Below are 15,854 nucleotides of genomic sequence, written 5' to 3' on the forward strand. Positions count from 1 at the left end.
CCTCAGGCAGATGCGGACTCGGGGGGCGCGCCGGGGGAGAGGGCGGGGCGGCCGAAGCCCTTGGGGGCCACCCCGGTCCGGCGCGCCAGCCACAGCAGGATCGCCGTCATGACGAAGGTCGCCGCGACCCCGAGGCCACCTGAGGCAGCGGTGCTCGTCGTCTCCTCGGTGACGTAGGCGTCGGACAGGCCGCCGAGCATCGTCAGGCCGAGGATGATGACGAGGTTGTTGACGACGTGCAGCACGATGGCGGCCTCGAGCCCGCCGGTGCGCCAGGTGAGGTAGCAGCAGGCGACCGCCATGCCGCCGAGGTCGAGCAGCACCCACGGGTCGAGCGAGGTGTGCGCCAGGGCGAAGGTCGCCGCGGACAGCACGGTGCCGACGACGAGGGCGACGACCGGCCGCTTGATCCACGCGCCGACGCCCTGGAGGATCCCGCCGCGGAAGGCGACCTCCTCGCCGGCCGACTGCAGCGGCGTGGTGAGCAGGGTGATGACGAGCAGCCAGGGCCAGTGGGCGGGCCGCTCGGTGGGCTGCTCGCCGGAGAGCACCCAGGCCGCGGCGAGGTAGCCGCCCCAGATGACGAGGGTGACGGCCGAGGCGACGGCGAGCCAGCGCCAGCGGATGCGCCCGGCGACCGACCACAGTCGGCCCATCGGCCGCCAGTGGCCGACCCGGGTGGCGACGAGCGTCGCGGGGATGAGCGCGGCGAGGGTGAGGTTGCTGATGAGCATCGTCACCGGGTCGGCGGGGTCGATGTCGGCGGTGCTGCCGCCGCTCTCGAGCAGCGAGGGGTCGAGGACGAACCACGCGATGCTCAGGGCCATCGCGAGGACGAACCACGTGGCGATGCCCGCCCCCAGCGCGAGGAAGGGGCGCCACCAGCGGTAGCCGGCCGTGCGCATCTGGTGCACGTAGCTGCGCGGCTCGTCGTCGGGCAGCGGCGCGAGCGAGGAGCCGGAGGTCGGCGCGACCGCGGGGGCGTGGCGGCTGGCGGCGCGCTGGCGGGCCGCCGCGACGAGGTCGAGGGCCAGCGGGTGGACCCCGTCGGCGGTCGCCGCGGGGAAGTCGGTGAGCGTGGCGAAGGGGGATCCCCCCGCGGTGACGACTGCGGGCTCGGCGCCCCGGTGGGCCTGCGCGAACCAGATCGTCCCCGGGGCGGCGACGTAGTCACGCCCGGGACGGGCGGAGCCGGTGTGTGTCGGCAGGTCGACCGGAGCCTCGCCGCCGATGGCCGCCAGGCGGCTGCCGGGGGAGGGGGTGAGGCTCCCCCCTTGGTCCGTGCGGAGGGGGCCGAGGACCGGGACGCCGAGCTGCAGGGCCCAGCCGGTCGTCGTGTCGTGGGTCGTCGCCGGTGCCTGCGCCGGCGGCGCGAGGAGCCAGACGCCGTCGACGTCGGGAGTGAGGGCGGCCCCTGCGGGCAACCACCGCACGCTCGCGTCGGGGGCCAGTGCGGCCACGGCACGGGCGACGAAGGGGGCGTCCGGCCAGTCCGGCGCGCCGACGAGTGCGATGGTCAGGCCGGTCATGGGGCGAGCCTACGTGCCCGGGCCGCGCACCCCGACGGGGTGCGCGGCCCGATCGGGAGGGGCGCGCTCAGGTGTGCGGGGAGGGCTCGGGTTCCTCCTCGACGACCGGCAGCTCGCCGGTGATCTCGCCACGGTCCCTGGCCTGCCGGCCGGCGGAGACCGCCTCCGGTGGGACGCCCTCGACCTTGGTGACGAACTGCAGATTTTCCTTGCGCAGGGCGATGACGAAGCTGATCCCCGCCACGAACATCAGGGTGAACATCGGTAGCCCGATGACGGTGATGACCTCCTGCAGGGCCTCGAGGCCCTTGTCGCCGGCCAGGACGATGAGCAGGGCCGCGAGGACGCCCTCGCTCACTCCCCAGAAGACCCGCTGACGGGTGGGGCCGGCGTCGCCGTCGCCGGTGCACAGCATGTCGACGACGAGCGAGGCCGAGTCCGAGCTCGTCGCGAAGAAGATCGCCACGATGAGGACCGCCAGGCCCTTCACGATGGTCGTCGCCGGGTAGTTGTCGAAGAAGGCGAACATCGACAGTGGGACCGACTCGGCGACGGCCGCTGAGATCGGCCCCTCCTGCCCGTCCATGCCGTCGATGCGCAGGGCCGACCAGCCGAAGGTGACGAACCAGATGATCGTGAACAGCGTCGGGGCGAAGAGGACACCGAGCACGAACTCGCGGACGGTGCGGCCCTTGGAGATGCGCGCGAGGAAGATCCCCATGAAGGGGGCCCAGCTCACCGTCCACGCCCAGTAGAAGACGGTCCACCCGCCCTGCCAGCCCCAGCCGTCGTCCTTGGTGACGTCGGCGAGGGCGTCGTTCCACAGCATGAGCTCGGGCAGCGCGGCGACGAAGTTTCCGGTGGTCTCGAACATCTCGCGGATGAGGAAGAGGGTCATCCCGCCGGTGAGCAGGACGAAGATCATCAGCGCGATGGCCATGCCGATGTTGATGTTCGACAGCAGCTTGACGCCCTTGTCGAGGCCGCGCACGATCGACGTCGTCGCGACGGTCGTGAGCACGACGATGATGAGCACCTGCAGGGTCGTGTCGTTGGACCAGCCGAAGAGCTCGCCCAGGCCGGCGCCGATCTGCGAGGTTCCCAGACCGATCGAGACGGCCACGCCGAAGAGGGTGCCAAGGATCGCGAGGATGTCGATGGCGCGACCGATCGGGCCGTAGATGCGGTCCTTGAGCAGCGGGTAGAAGACCGAGCTGACCCGCACGGGCAGCTCGTAGCGGTGGATGAAGTAGGCGAAGGCCAGACCCGGCAGGCAGAAGATCGCCCACGTGTGCAGGCTCAGGTGGTACAGCGCGAAGTTCATGCCATCCTGGGCCGCCTCGACCGTGTAGGGCTCGACCCCGGACCGAGGCGGCTCGCTGAAGTGCGAGATCGGCTCGGCGACGCCCCAGAACATCAGGATGGTGCCGATGCCGCCGGCGAAGAGCATGGCGAACCACGAGGCGAAGCTGTACTCGGGGGGTGTCTCCTTGCGGCCCAGCTGGACCTGACCGTAGGGGCTGAAGGCCACGGCGAGGAGCATGATCACCCACGCGGTCACGCCGAAGATGAAGTACCAGCCCAGGTTGGTGACGATCCACTCGCGCCCGCTGCCGAAGACCGAGCTCAGCTGGGTGGGGAAGACCAGCAGCACGAGCAGGAAGAGGACCATGAGGCCCGCCGAGACGAAGAAGATGGTGGGGTGGGTGCGCAGTCCCAGTTTGCGAGCCAGTGCGTCCACGGTGTGATCCTTTCGAAGGGGGTCAGCATCCGGACCCCCGAGTCTGGCAAACCGGGGCGCTCAGGGGTGGATTTCGTCCCCGGCGTCTTCGTCCACTAGTCTTGATCGTCGGCTACGTGTGTCATGCCTCCTCGCTCGTCGAGGAGGCCATCGCGCGCGTGCCGGACCCGGTGGCCTCCATCCAGGAGGCGACCACCAACGGATTGAGAGGGTATGGCCAAGAAGGACGGTGTCATCGAGGTCGAGGGCACGATCGTCGAAGCGCTCCCGAACGCAATGTTCCGGGTCGAGCTGACCAACGGTCACAAGGTTCTCGCCCACATCTCGGGCAAGATGCGGCAGCACTACATCCGAATCCTCCCCGAGGACAAGGTTGTCGTCGAGCTCAGCCCGTACGACCTGACCCGCGGCCGGATCGTCTTCCGTTACCGCTGACCGAGGCGGTCGTCGACCCGGCGACCGACGAGGGACGCAACTCCCGCACGACCCGGCATCCACCACCCGTGGGTCGGGACAGATCGATGAAAGATGCGAGACGGCAATGAAGGTTCAGCCGAGCGTCAAGAAGATCTGCGACAAGTGCAAGGTGATCCGCCGTAACGGTCGGGTCATGGTGATCTGCGACAACCTGCGCCACAAGCAGCGCCAGGGCTGATCGCGGCCACCACGGCCCGCACGGCGGGGACCTTGGCTCATCGCCACAGATCCTCGAGCAACGCCAACATCAAGAAGCACGCACCACCCGGCCCCTGCCCCCTTCGCGGAGCAGGACGTCACCCCCGGCTCGGAGGCCGGGGACCGAGCGGCCCGCCCCCATCGGCGGGGACCACCGCCGGATCGGTGGTGCACCAGACCTCCGAATCACGAGAAGGAAGCCAGCACATGGCACGACTTGTTGGAGTCGACCTGCCGCGCGAGAAGCGCGCCGAGGTCGCCCTGACCTACATCTTCGGTGTGGGACGCACGACCGCAAGCAAGGCCCTCGCCGAGACCGGCGTCGACCCGAGCACCCGCGTGAAGGACCTCAGCGACGACCAGCTCGTCGCCCTCCGCGACTACCTCGAGGCCAACGTCCAGCTCGAGGGTGACCTCCGCCGCGAGGTGGCCGCCGACATCCGCCGCAAGGTCGAGATCGGCACCTACGAGGGCCTGCGGCACCGCCGCGGTCTCCCGGTCCGCGGTCAGCGCACCAAGACCAACGCCCGGACCCGCAAGGGCCCGAAGCGCACCGTCGCAGGCAAGAAGAAGGCCTGACACACCACGGCTCGCCGCTGCCGGCTCACGCCGCGCGGTGATCACCACACACCGAAGAACTTCGTAGGAGAAACATGCCCCCCAAGACCCGCTCCGGCGCCAAGGTGCGTCGCAAGGTCAAGAAGAACGTGGCCGTGGGCCAGGCCCACATCAAGAGCACGTTCAACAACACGATCATCTCGATCACCGACCCCACCGGTGCCGTGATCTCGTGGGCCTCCGCCGGCCAGGTCGGCTTCAAGGGCTCGCGCAAGTCCACCCCGTACGCCGCCCAGATGGCTGCCGAGGCCGCTGCACGTCGTGCCATGGAGCACGGCATGAAGAAGGTCGACGTCTTCGTCAAGGGCCCGGGCTCCGGTCGCGAGACCGCGATCCGCTCCCTGACCGCCGCCGGCCTCGAGGTCGGCGCGATCCAGGACGTCACGCCCAGCCCGCACAACGGTGTCCGCCCGCCCAAGCGCCGTCGCGTCTGAGCAGCAGAGATACGGGAGACAGATAAGACATGGCTCGTTACACCGGCCCCATCACCAAGAAGTCGCGTCGACTCAAGCTCGACCTCGTCGGCGGCGACAAGAACTTCGAGCTCCGTCCCTTCCCCCCGGGCCAGCACGGCCGTCGGCGGATCCAGGAGAAGGAGTACCTCACCCAGCTGCAGGAGAAGCAGCGCGCCCGCTTCACCTACGGCGTCATGGAGAAGCAGTTCGTCCGGTACTACAAGGAGGCGGCCAACCGCCCCGGCCAGACCGGTCACAACCTGCTGACCATCCTCGAGTCGCGCCTCGACAACGTCATCTACCGCGCGGGCCTGGCCCGCACGCGTCGTCAGGCCCGCCAGCTCGTCACGCACGGCCACTTCGAGGTCAACGGTGTCCGCACCGACGTCCCGAGCCAGCGCGTCGAGCAGTACGACATCATCACGGTCCGCAAGCAGTCGGTGGAGGCCTTCCCCTTCCAGCTCGCGCGTGAGACCTTCGGCGAGCGTCCGGTCCCGGCGTGGCTCCACGTCGTCCCCGGCAGCCTCAAGATCCTCGTGCACCAGCTGCCGACCCGCGAGCAGATCGACACCCAGCTCACCGAGCAGCTGATCGTCGAGCTCTACTCGAAGAACTGATCACCGTCGCTCCTGCTCCCTTCGCCTCGTGCGAAGGGGGCAGGAGCCTCACGGTTGGTGCACGGACAGAGGCGCACCAACCGCCGGCCACCAGACCGGCACCTTCACGAGGCGTCATATAGCGGTCGCCCGTGGGAAGGAAACAGACGTGCTCATCGCACAGCGCCCCAACCTCAGCGAAGAGGTCATCGCCGACAACCGCTCGCGGTTCGTCATCGAGCCCCTCGAGCCCGGCTTCGGCTACACCATCGGCAACTCGCTGCGTCGCACCCTGCTCTCGAGCATCCCGGGTGCCTCCCTCACCTCGATCCGGATCGACGGCGTGCTCCACGAGTTCTCCACGATCCCCGGGGTCAAGGAGGACGTCACCGAGATCATCCTCAACATCAAGTCCCTCGTCGTCTCCAGCGAGAACGACGAGCCGGTCGTGATGTACCTGCGCAAGTCGGGTGCCGGCGCGGTCACCGCCGCCGACATCAACCCCCCGGCCGGTGTCGAGGTCCACAACCCCGACCTGCACATCGCCACCCTCAACGACAAGGGCTCCATCGAGATGGAGCTGACCGTCGAGCGCGGCCGCGGCTACGTCTCGGCGCAGCAGAACAAGACCGGTGACCAGGAGATCGGCCGCATCCCGGTCGACTCCATCTACTCGCCGGTCCTCGCCGTGACCTACAAGGTCGAGGCGACCCGTGTCGAGCAGCGCACCGACTTCGACAAGCTCGTGGTCGACGTCGAGACCAAGAACTCGATCGCCCCCCGGGACGCGCTGGCCTCCGCCGGCAAGACCCTCGTCGAGCTCTTCGGTCTGGCCCGGGAGCTCAACGTCGAGGCCGAGGGCATCGACATGGGCCCCTCGCCGACCGACGCCGCGATCGCCGCCGACCTGGCCCTGCCGATCGAGGACCTGGACCTCACGGTCCGCTCGTACAACTGCCTCAAGCGCGAGGGCATCCACAGCGTGGGTGAGCTCGTGGGTCGCAGCGAGGCCGACCTGCTCGACATCCGCAACTTCGGCGCGAAGTCGATCGACGAGGTCAAGGCCAAGCTGCACGAGATGGGCCTGGCCCTCAAGGACAGCCCTCCCGGCTTCGACCCGACGGCCATCCCCGGCTACGGCGAGGACGACTACGACGAGTCCGGCGACGAGGATGCCTCGTTCGCCGAGGACGAGCAGCTCTGACCCACCGCTTCCCGACCTCACCGCCGACGCGGTAGGTCAGAACCTCCAAGGAGAACACCATGCCCACCCCCACCAAGGGTCCCCGTATCGGTGGCGGCCCGGCTCACGAGCGGCTCATCCTCGCGAACCTCGCCACCGCGCTCTTCGAGCACGACCAGATCACGACGACGCAGGCCAAGGCCAAGCGTCTGCGTCCCCTGGCCGAGCGCCTCATCACCTTCGCCAAGCGCGGCGACCTGCACGCGCGCCGCAAGGTCATGACGACCGTCCAGGACAAGAGCGTCGTCCACCGCCTCTTCGTCGAGATCGCCCCCGACATGGCCGAGCGCCAGGGCGGCTACACGCGCATCACCAAGATCGCCCCGCGCAAGGGTGACAACGCCCCGATGTGCGTCATCGAGCTCGTCCGCGAGCCCGTCGACGCCAAGCCGAAGCGCGCCGTCGTCGCCGAGGCCGAGGCCGCCACCCAGCGCTCCGCCAAGGACGAGGCCGAGCAGGCCCCGGCCGAGGAGACCACGGTCGAGGAGACCACCGCCGACGAGACCGCGGCCGACGAGACCGCGGCCCCCGCCGGTGGCGAGGCCAAGCAGCAGGAGTCCGACGAGGCCTGAGGCCTCGCTCGACCCGTGCAGCACGAAGGGCGCCGCTCACCCCACCGGGTGGGCGGCGCCCCTTCGTGTGCTCGGCCGCGGGCGGCCTCACGCCTCAGGACATCGCCTTCGTCGTGCCTCGCCTACGCTGACCCGCATGCGGCTGCGTCTCGACCTCGCCTACGACGGCACCGACTTCCACGGGTGGGCGGCGCAGCCGGGGCTGCGGACGGTCGAGGGAGAGCTCGCGGCCGCGGTGACGACGGTGCTGCGACTGAACGAGCCGGCGCGGCTGACCGTCGCCGGGCGGACCGATGCAGGGGTCCACGCCGCCGGGCAGGTCGTCCACGTCGACCTCGAGCCAGAGGAGTTGGAGCGCGCCGTGGGCCACTCCGACCGCGCACCCGAGGAGGCCCTCGCGACCCTGCTGCGCGGTGTGCTGCCGCCCGACGTCGTCGTCCACCGGGTGGCGCGGGCGCCCGAGGGCTTCGACGCCCGCTTCTCCGCGACGAGCCGGCGCTACCGCTACCTCGTCGGTGACGACCCGGCCCGGGTGGACCCCCTTCGTCGCCGTGAGGTGGTCTCGCTGCGCAGCCCGCTCGACGTCGACGCGATGCACGCGGCGGCCCAGGAGCTGCTCGGGCTGCGCGACTTCGCGGCCTTCTGCAAGAAGCGCGAGGGGGCCACGACGACGCGCACCCTGCTGCGCTACGACTGGGCCCGACGCGACGACGGGCTGCTCGAGGCGACGGTCGTCGCCGACGCCTTCTGCCACTCGATGGTCCGGGCGCTCATCGGGGCGCTCGTGCCGGTGGGGGCGGGGGACCGGGGTGCGGGCTTCCCGGCCGAGGTGCTCACCGCTGGCGCCCGGGACCCGCGGGTCAAGGTCATGCCGGCGCACGGCCTGTGCCTCGTCGAGGTGAGCTATCCGGCCGACGACGCGCTCGCCGCGCGGGCGCACGAGGCGCGGGCCCGGCGGGACTAGCTCAGTCGCGCTCGGCGCCACCCGGCGGCAGCGGCCACCAGCGCCAGCCGAGGGTGCCGACGACCCGGTCGGCGTGCACGAAGCGGGCCTCGCAGGGGCCGGTGCCGCGGCCACGGCAGCCCATGACCGAGTCGGCGCTGTTGGCGCGGTTGTCGCCGAGGACGAGGTAGGAGTCGTCGGGGACGGTCACCTCGGGGAAGCAGCGCTGCGGGGCACCTTCGCGGCTGCAGTCGGCGCCCCGCAGGAAGGGCAGGTCGTGGCGGACGTAGGGCTCGTCGAGGGGCTCGCCGTCGACGAGCACGCGCCCCTGTGCGTCGCAGCAGGAGAGCGTCTCGCCGGGCAGACCGATGACCCGCTTGACCGTGTGGGCGGTGTGGCTGGGGCCGGCGCCGAGGAGGTCGCCCGCGTAGCGCAGGACGTCCTTGACGGGGTGGGTCTCGTCGATGCGAGCGGCGTCCCAGGTCTCGCCGTGGCCGAAGACGACGATGTCACCGCGCTCGAGGTCGTCGCCGTCGACACCGACGACCTGGGCGACGACGCGGTCGCCGGTCATCAGGGTCGGCTCCATGGACCCGCTCGGGATGACGAAGGGCCGCACGAGCGTGTGGGTGACGAGCGCCAGGACCGCGAAGGCGATCGTGATGCGCAGCAGCACGCCCCACAGCCAGTGCCGTTCGCCCTCGGTGCCCTCGCTCACGCGCGTCAGCCTATGTCGGGTCAGCGGGGCAGGGGGGTGAGGGCGACGACCGCGGAGACCCGGCGCGCGCCCGGGGTGCCGGCGCCGCGTCGTCGGTAGCGCTCGAGCACCGCGCCGAGCTCGGCCCGCAGCGCGGCCAGCTGGGTCTCGTCGACGAGGACCTCGCGGTCGTCGAGCCCGCACTCCTCCTGCCAGACCAGGGGCCACGACACCTGGGCGTCGACCCAGCCGTGCATCCGCTGGGCGTGATGGTCGACGAGGTCGTGGGCGAGCCACAGCGCGTCGGCGACGTCGTCGGCGTCGTCGATCGTGCTCACGGCGACGGAGGTGTCGACGGCGCGCTCCTCGTCCTCCTCGGCCGCGGCCCACACGCGGGAGCGGCCGTCGCCGAGGCCGGTGTCCTCGAGCAGCCCCGCGTCGGCGAGCACCCGGGCGTGGTAGCTCGTGGCGCCGGTGTTGGTGCCCAGCGCGCGGGCGAGCTCGGCGGCGGTGGCACCACCGTGCAGCCGCAGGTGGGCCAGGATGCGCGAGCGCAGCGGGTGGGCGAGCAGTCGCCAAGGCGCGGTCGAAGGGGAGTCCGTCACCCCTCCACGATTGCACAAGTTTTGTGCAATCGCCGCTGGGTGGCCGTTGTGGACGCCCTGAGATCGTGTGAGATGCCCGGCGTACCAAGGGTTTTGGGGCTGTTGTGCGGATTTCGGCGGGAGGGGGCCGGTCCGTAGAATTGAACCCAGCGGCGCCCCGTCCTCGCGACGTGCGGCGCCTCCCCTTCGCCCCCGCAGGGGCAAGCGAACGACGAGCAGAAGGCATTGACATGCGCACGTACACCCCCAAGGGCGGTGAGATCACCCGTCAGTGGCACATCATCGACGCCACGGACGTCGTGCTCGGCCGCCTCGCGAGCCAGGCCGCGACCCTGCTGCGCGGCAAGCACAAGACGACCTTCGCCCCCCACGTGGACACCGGCGACTTCGTCATCATCATCAACGCCGACAAGATCGCGCTGACCGGCGCCAAGGCCGAGCAGAAGCGCGCCTACCGTCACTCGGGTCACCCGGGCGGTCTGTCCTCGATGAACTACACCGAGATGCTGGAGAAGCACCCGACGCGCGCCGTCGAGAAGGCCGTGCGCGGCATGCTGCCCCGCAACAGCCTCGGCCGCCAGCAGCTGAGCAAGCTCAAGGTCTACGCCGGTGCCGAGCACCCGCACGCCGCTCAGCAGCCCACCCCCTACACGATCTCCCAGGTCGCGCAGTAAGCGCCGCCGACAAGGAACTGAGGAACCACTGTGGCTGACACCACCGACAACATCGAGGTGCTCGAGGGCGACGAGCCCGAGCTGAGCTCCTACACCTCCGAGTCCGAGGGCCCCGTCGGCACCGACGAGCCCGTGCGCCGCCCCTCCGCGTCCGCTCCCGGCTCCGCGACCGGCCGCCGCAAGCAGGCCATCGCCCGCGTCCGGATCGTCCCGGGCACCGGCGAGTGGAAGGTCAACGGGCGTGCGCTCGAGGACTACTTCCCCAACAAGGTCCACCAGCAGATCGTCAACGAGCCGCTCGTCGCGCTCGAGCTCGACGGCGCCTACGACGTGCTCGTGCGCGTCCACGGCGGTGGCCCCTCCGGCCAGGCCGGTGCCGTCCGTCTCGGCGTCGCCCGCTCGCTCAACGGCGTCGACCCCGAGCTCAACCGCGCCACCCTGAAGAAGGCCGGCTACCTCACCCGTGACGCCCGCGTCCCGGAGCGCAAGAAGGCCGGTCTCAAGAAGGCCCGCAAGGCGCCGCAGTACAGCAAGCGCTGATCCTCGGATCGACGCTGGTCTTCGAGACCACGAAGGGCGGTGCTCACCTCACGGTGGGCGCCGCCCTTCGCGTTGTCCTGAGGTGCGACGAAGGAGCCTCGAAGGGTCGTGCCCCGCTAGACCGTCAGCGGGCGCCCGGACCGCATCTCGGCGACGAGCGACCGGGTGACCTCGACGAGGTCGCCACCGTGGGCGTCGGCGGTGGCCAGCTGTCGCTGGTAGCTCGCGCCGGCCCGGATGATGTCCTCCACGCCGGCCAGCTCGCGCTCGCAGCCGAGGCGGCGGGCGATCGGGGTGAGGCGCTCGAGCAGGTCGTGCAGCTCATCGGTGACGAGGCGCTCGCGGTTGCGCGAGTCGAGGATGATGATGGCGTCCATACCGTAGCGCGCGGTGCGCCACTTGTTTTCCTGCACGTGCCACGGCGGCAGCGTCGGGATCGTGCCGCCGTCGGTGAGCCGGTCGTCGAGGTGCACGAGAAGGCACTGGGTGAGGGCGGTCAGCGCCGCGATCTCGTGCAGCGTCGGCACGCCGTCGCACACCCGCACCTCGAGGGTGCCCAGGTGCGGCGCCGGACGCAGGTCCCAGCGCACCTCCTTGAGCTCGTCGATGACGCCGGTGACGAGCAGGTCGTCGACATAGCGCTCGTACTCGGCCCACGTCTCGAACTGGAAGGGCAGCCCGGCGGTCGGCAGCTGCTGGAAGAGCAGGGCGCGGTTGCTCGCGTAGTCGGTCGGGACCCCGCCCCACCACGGTGACGAGGCCGCGAGGGCCTGGAGGTGCGGCGCATAGCTGAGCATCCCCCCGAGCAGGGGCAGGACCTTGTCGCGGTGCGTGACGCCCACGTGGGTGTGCACGCCGTAGATGACCATCTGCCGCCCCCACCACCGGGTGCGGTCGATGAGCGTCGCGTAGCGCTCCCCCTCGCTCACCTGCTGCGACTCCCACCTGGCGAAGGGGTGGGTGCCGGCGCTGATGAGCTCCAGCCCGAGGCCGTCGGTGACCCCGCGCAGCCTCGAGAGGCTGTCGGAGAGGTCGGCGACGACCTCGGGGACGTCCCGGCAGATGCCCGTGACGAGCTCCACGGTGTTGGTGAGCAGCTCGCGGTGGACCTTGGGGGCCAGGCCGTCCTCCGCGGCCAGCGGCTCGACGACGGAGTCGGCGAGCGGCACGAGGTCGAGGGTCTCCCCGTCGACGAGGGCGATCTCCCACTCGACCCCGAGGGTGGGGCCGTCTGATGGGGTGAACTCGATCATGAGGGCCTCTCGACGTCGCACCTACGGTCTCCCAGCCTAACCAGCGGGTATCGTCGCACGAGCCCGTCGCTCGTGTGTCATGCGGCGGGCCCCCCACGGAAGGTTCAGCACGCACATGTCCCGACTCTTCGGCACCGACGGTGTTCGCGGCCTCGCCAACGGCGAGGTCATCACCGCAGACCTCGCCCTCGCTCTCGCCCAGGCCGCCGCGCGCGTCCTGCGCGACCCCGAGGGCCTGCAGGGCCACCGGCCGGTCGCGGTCGTGGGCCGTGACCCCCGCGCGTCGGGCGAGTTCCTCTCCGCCGCCGTCGTCGCCGGGCTCGCCAGCAGCGGCATCGACGTCCTCGACGCCGGTGTGGTGCCGACGCCGGCCGTCGCCTTCCTCACCGCCGAGGTGCACGCCGACTTCGGCGTCATGCTGTCGGCCTCGCACAACGCCATGCCCGACAACGGCATCAAGTTCTTCGCGAAGGGGGGCCACAAGCTCCCCGACGCCGTCGAGGACGCCATCGAGGCGGCCATGGACGAGACGCCCGACCGCCCGACGGGCATCGACGTCGGGCGGGTCACGCCGATGGACGACGCAGGCGCCCGCTACGTGCGCCACCTGCTCGACGCGGTCGAGCAGCGTCTCGACGGGCTGACGATCGTCCTCGACTGCGCCCACGGCGCCGCGAGCCAGGTCTCGCCCGAGGCCTTCCGCCTCGCCGGCGCCGAGGTGCACGTCATCGGCGCCCGCCCCGACGGGCTCAACATCAACGACGGTGTCGGCTCGACGCACATCGAGGGCTTGCGCGCCGCCGTCGTGGAGCACGGCGCCGACCTCGGCATCGCGCACGACGGCGACGCCGACCGCTGCCTGGCGGTCGACGGGCAGGGCCGCGAGGTCGACGGCGACCAGATCATGGCGATCCTCGCGCTCGCGCTCAAGGAGCACGGCGAGCTCGCCCAGGACACCCTCGTCGCGACGGTCATGAGCAACCTCGGTCTCCTGCGTGCCATGGAGTCCGCCGGCATCACCGTCGTGCAGGCCGGCGTCGGCGACCGCTACGTCCTCGAGGAGATGCGCAAGGGCGGCTTCTCGCTGGGTGGCGAGCAGTCCGGCCACGTCATCCTCCAGGAGCACGCGACCACGGGTGACGGTGTCCTCACCGGCCTGATGCTCGCCGCGCGGGTCGCCGAGACCGGTCGCTCGATGGCCGAGCTGGCCGGCGCGATGACCCGCATGCCGCAGGTGCTCATCAACGTCAAGGGCGTCGACAAGCACCGGGTCGACGACGACGAGGGCGTGCAGGCCGCGGTCACCGAGGTCCAGGCCTCGCTCGCCGACGAGGGGCGGGTCCTGCTGCGCAAGTCGGGTACCGAGCCGGTCGTGCGGGTCATGGTCGAGGCCGCGACTCACGAGCGCGCCCAGGAGTCGGCCGAGCGCCTGTCCGTCGTCGTCAAGGAGCGCCTGGCCCTCTGACCGCCCCCGAGACCGCATTGCCCTACGGCAATGCGCAATCGGGGCCGGGTGGGCCGCATTGCCCTACGGCAGTGCGGGCTCCGGTCGGGTCAGACGGCGGGGGTGTCGAAGAAGCTGCGGCGGGTGACGGCCCGCCCGGAGTCGTCGAGGACCCAGAAGTCGGCGAAGCCGACCCGCGCGACGCTGCCGTCCTTGAGCGTGCCGACGAAGCGCCCGTGGACCGCCACCCGCCGGCCGTCGACGACGAGCTCGTCGAGCTCGTGCCGCCCGTCGGCGATGACGCGCTCCCCGCCGTAGAAGTCGGTGAGGGCCGCGTGCCCGACCATCGGGTCGTAGCCGGGACGGTGGTAGGTGGCGTCGGGCGCGAAGCAGTCGACGACGCCGGTCACGTCGCCTGCGTCGACGAGCGCGTAGTAGCGACGGACCGCCTGCTCGGCGTTCATCGGGCCACGGTCCGTCCGAGGGCGGCGTCGGCACGCCGCAGGGCGGCCTCGACGGGCGTGATGCCCTCGGCCTCGGCCGCCTCGAGCAGGCCGGTGACCCGCTCGCCGATGCGGTCGATCGCCGCGAGCGTCTCCTCGTCGGACCAGCCCGCGACGCCGCCGTGGACCTGGATGACGCCGCCGGCGTTGGCGACGAAGTCGGGGACGAAGGTGATGCCCGCCGCCTGCAGGGCATCGGCGCAGTCGGGGGAGTCGAGGGTGTCGTTGGCCGCCCCGGCGATGATCCGTGCCGGGATGCGGTCGATGGTGTCGCGAGTCACCACGCGCGCGACCGCACAGGGCGCGAAGACGTCAGCCTCGGTGAAGGGGGCGGCCTCGGTGGGGACGGTGTCGCCGCCGAGCTCGGTGGCCAGAGCCTGCGCGCGGGCGGTGTCGATGTCGGCGAGCGTGACGCGGGCGCCGTCGCCGTGGGCGAGCCGGGCGACCTCCTCGCCGACGCTGCCGACGCCCTGGACGACGACGCGCAGATCGGACAGACCCCCTTCGCCGTGGTGGTGGACGGCCGCGGCTCGCATCGCCGCGTAGACACCACGGGCGGTGAAGGGGGAGGGGCTCACCTCGTCGCAGAAGGCCCGTGCACCCCCGTCGTCGCGAATGGTCTGCATGTCCTCGAGGAGGGTGCCCATGTCGACGCCGGGCACGTAGGAGCCGGCGGTGCGGGCGACCATCTGGCCGAAGCGGGCGAAGAGGGCGCGGCGCTCCGGGCTGCCGGGAGCGGGCGCGTCGCCGTCGAGCACGACGACGGACTTCGCCCCGCCGTAGGGCAGCTCGGCGAGCGCGTGCTTGAGGGTCATCGCGGCCGCGAGTCGCTGGGCCTCACGGGCGGCGGCCTCGGTGGACGGGTAGGCGCGGTAGCGCACCCCGCCGAAGCCGGGGCCGAGGGTCGTGTCGTCGATCGCGATGACGGCGCGGAGGCCGACGCGGTCGTCGCGGCAGGTGATCGTCTGCTCGCTCGCCCAGGGTGTGGCGATGGCGTCGGACGTCGGGACGGGGTGGGTGACGGTGGTCATGAGCCCATGGTGGCACTGCGGCTGTGACCCCCGTCACCGACCCCGGTCGTCGCCGGGCGGAAGACTCAGTAGTGCTGGCTGATCAGGCCGGTGTCGACGTCGTAGACGAACCCGCCCACGGCGGCACGGTCGGCGATGAGCGGGTGCGAGCGCACCGCGGCGACGTCCTGACGAAGGGAGTCCAGCTGGTCGGTGACGACGTGGAAGCCCTGCCACGACGCGTCCTGACCGGCGGACTCGCCGACCTTCTGCCGCAGCTCGACCTCGGTCGAGCTGGTCATCGCGCACCGGGTGTGCGGGATGACGAGGACGCGCTTGACGTTGAGCAGGTGCACACCGAGGACGAGGGCCTCGAGGGCTGCGGCGGTGACGCGGCCACCGGGGTTGCGGAAGATCTTGGCGTCGCCCGGCTTCAGCCCGAGCATCCCCAGCGGGTCGATGCGGCTGTCCATGCAGGTGACGATCGCGACGCCGGCCTGGGCGATGCCGTCGAAGCCGCCGAGGGAGAAGTCGTCGGCGAAGGCGCGGTTGGCCTCGAGCAGGTCGGTGAAGGTGGCATCGTGGCCGGTGGGTGCACTCATGGGGGAGTCCTTTCGGGGAGTGCTTGCACAGTAGCCCCGCGGGGAAGGCTGCCAATTCGTGACCCCCTATTCGTGACGTGGGGCACAGCGGAGGTGTAGACAGTGTCTGGGAGGCGGCGTCGGGCTCACGCCCACGTCGTGCCCCGCGGACGAA

The 15,854-nt window shown here is 71.1% G+C and carries 19 protein-coding genes; 11 read left to right on the plus strand and 8 right to left on the minus strand.

Features of this window, described 5'->3' with window-relative positions:
- Window positions 1–2: 2 nt before the first annotated feature.
- Together B9B60_RS04445 and B9B60_RS04450 are read right to left on the minus strand one after the other, a co-directional pair.
- Entirely contained in the window at window positions 3–1,529 is a 1,527-nt protein-coding gene (locus tag B9B60_RS04445; protein ID WP_084450028.1) for a CPBP family intramembrane glutamic endopeptidase, read from the minus strand.
- Between the two features lie 67 nt (window positions 1,530–1,596).
- Window positions 1,597–3,270 carry a BCCT family transporter gene (locus B9B60_RS04450; protein WP_084450029.1) on the minus strand — a complete coding sequence of 558 codons (1,674 nt, stop codon included), beginning with the start codon at window positions 3,268–3,270 and terminating at the stop codon, window positions 1,597–1,599.
- Between the two features lie 213 nt (window positions 3,271–3,483).
- On the opposite strand from B9B60_RS04450, the gene infA reads away from it, so the two are divergent.
- From infA to truA, 8 genes are all read left to right on the plus strand, one after another.
- Window positions 3,484–3,705 (plus strand): translation initiation factor IF-1, encoded by a 222-nt coding sequence (gene infA, locus B9B60_RS04455; RefSeq protein WP_007928045.1) that lies wholly within the window; start codon window positions 3,484–3,486, stop codon window positions 3,703–3,705.
- A 106-nt stretch (window positions 3,706–3,811) separates the two neighbouring features.
- Complete coding sequence (gene rpmJ / locus B9B60_RS04460; RefSeq protein WP_007928044.1) at window positions 3,812–3,925, plus strand: 50S ribosomal protein L36; 114 nt, start codon at window positions 3,812–3,814, stop codon at window positions 3,923–3,925.
- A gap of 227 nt (window positions 3,926–4,152) precedes the next feature.
- A complete protein-coding gene (gene rpsM / locus B9B60_RS04465) occupies window positions 4,153–4,524 on the plus strand; it encodes a 30S ribosomal protein S13 (protein WP_084450030.1) in 372 nt (123 codons plus the stop codon).
- A 74-nt stretch (window positions 4,525–4,598) separates the two neighbouring features.
- Window positions 4,599–4,997 (plus strand): 30S ribosomal protein S11, encoded by a 399-nt coding sequence (gene rpsK / locus B9B60_RS04470; RefSeq protein ID WP_007928041.1) that lies wholly within the window; start codon window positions 4,599–4,601, stop codon window positions 4,995–4,997.
- A 29-nt stretch (window positions 4,998–5,026) separates the two neighbouring features.
- On the plus strand, window positions 5,027–5,635 hold the full coding sequence (gene rpsD / locus B9B60_RS04475; protein ID WP_072623790.1) for a 30S ribosomal protein S4: 609 nt from the start codon (window positions 5,027–5,029) through the stop codon (window positions 5,633–5,635).
- Window positions 5,636–5,783: 148 nt separating this feature from the next.
- Window positions 5,784–6,818 (plus strand): DNA-directed RNA polymerase subunit alpha, encoded by a 1,035-nt coding sequence (locus tag B9B60_RS04480; protein WP_084450031.1) that lies wholly within the window; start codon window positions 5,784–5,786, stop codon window positions 6,816–6,818.
- A 59-nt stretch (window positions 6,819–6,877) separates the two neighbouring features.
- The gene (gene rplQ / locus B9B60_RS04485; RefSeq protein ID WP_072623792.1) at window positions 6,878–7,429 is read left to right on the plus strand and encodes a 50S ribosomal protein L17; all 552 of its coding nucleotides are present in this window, start codon (window positions 6,878–6,880) and stop codon (window positions 7,427–7,429) included.
- A 136-nt stretch (window positions 7,430–7,565) separates the two neighbouring features.
- Window positions 7,566–8,393, plus strand: coding sequence for a tRNA pseudouridine(38-40) synthase TruA (gene truA, locus B9B60_RS04490; RefSeq protein ID WP_084450032.1), 828 nt, complete (start codon window positions 7,566–7,568; stop codon window positions 8,391–8,393).
- Window position 8,394: 1 nt separating this feature from the next.
- Here truA and lepB read toward each other — a convergent pair whose 3' ends face one another.
- On the minus strand, window positions 8,395–9,090 hold the full coding sequence (gene lepB / locus B9B60_RS04495; RefSeq protein WP_234993735.1) for a signal peptidase I: 696 nt from the start codon (window positions 9,088–9,090) through the stop codon (window positions 8,395–8,397).
- 20 nt (window positions 9,091–9,110) lie between these two features.
- Window positions 9,111–9,674, minus strand: coding sequence for a winged helix-turn-helix domain-containing protein (locus B9B60_RS04500; protein ID WP_084450033.1), 564 nt, complete (start codon window positions 9,672–9,674; stop codon window positions 9,111–9,113).
- A gap of 230 nt (window positions 9,675–9,904) precedes the next feature.
- Here B9B60_RS04500 and rplM point away from each other — a divergent pair, with 230 nt between their 5' ends.
- Window positions 9,905–10,348 carry a 50S ribosomal protein L13 gene (gene rplM / locus B9B60_RS04505; protein ID WP_072623795.1) on the plus strand — a complete coding sequence of 148 codons (444 nt, stop codon included), beginning with the start codon at window positions 9,905–9,907 and terminating at the stop codon, window positions 10,346–10,348.
- A 30-nt stretch (window positions 10,349–10,378) separates the two neighbouring features.
- A complete protein-coding gene (gene rpsI / locus B9B60_RS04510) occupies window positions 10,379–10,888 on the plus strand; it encodes a 30S ribosomal protein S9 (protein ID WP_072623796.1) in 510 nt (169 codons plus the stop codon).
- A 116-nt stretch (window positions 10,889–11,004) separates the two neighbouring features.
- Here rpsI and B9B60_RS04515 read toward each other — a convergent pair whose 3' ends face one another.
- Window positions 11,005–12,141: a glutamate--cysteine ligase gene (locus B9B60_RS04515; protein WP_084450034.1), complete on the minus strand. Its 1,137-nt coding sequence runs from the start codon at window positions 12,139–12,141 to the stop codon at window positions 11,005–11,007.
- A 115-nt stretch (window positions 12,142–12,256) separates the two neighbouring features.
- Here B9B60_RS04515 and glmM point away from each other — a divergent pair, with 115 nt between their 5' ends.
- Window positions 12,257–13,606 (plus strand): phosphoglucosamine mutase, encoded by a 1,350-nt coding sequence (gene glmM, locus B9B60_RS04520; RefSeq protein WP_084450035.1) that lies wholly within the window; start codon window positions 12,257–12,259, stop codon window positions 13,604–13,606.
- Between the two features lie 89 nt (window positions 13,607–13,695).
- Here the strand turns inward: glmM and B9B60_RS04525 are convergent, their stop codons facing one another.
- The 3 genes from B9B60_RS04525 to B9B60_RS04535 form a co-directional block, all read right to left on the minus strand.
- A complete protein-coding gene (locus B9B60_RS04525) occupies window positions 13,696–14,049 on the minus strand; it encodes a nuclear transport factor 2 family protein (protein ID WP_084450036.1) in 354 nt (117 codons plus the stop codon).
- The gene (locus tag B9B60_RS04530; protein ID WP_084450037.1) at window positions 14,046–15,119 is read right to left on the minus strand and encodes a Glu/Leu/Phe/Val dehydrogenase dimerization domain-containing protein; all 1,074 of its coding nucleotides are present in this window, start codon (window positions 15,117–15,119) and stop codon (window positions 14,046–14,048) included. The genes B9B60_RS04525 and B9B60_RS04530 overlap by 4 nt, the downstream gene beginning before the upstream one ends.
- A 65-nt stretch (window positions 15,120–15,184) precedes the next feature.
- Complete coding sequence (locus B9B60_RS04535; protein WP_072623801.1) at window positions 15,185–15,700, minus strand: beta-class carbonic anhydrase; 516 nt, start codon at window positions 15,698–15,700, stop codon at window positions 15,185–15,187.
- Between the last annotated feature and the right edge of the window lie 154 nt (window positions 15,701–15,854).

This window comes from Janibacter indicus, from assembly GCF_900176385.1.
Taxonomy (GTDB): domain Bacteria; phylum Actinomycetota; class Actinomycetes; order Actinomycetales; family Dermatophilaceae; genus Janibacter; species Janibacter indicus.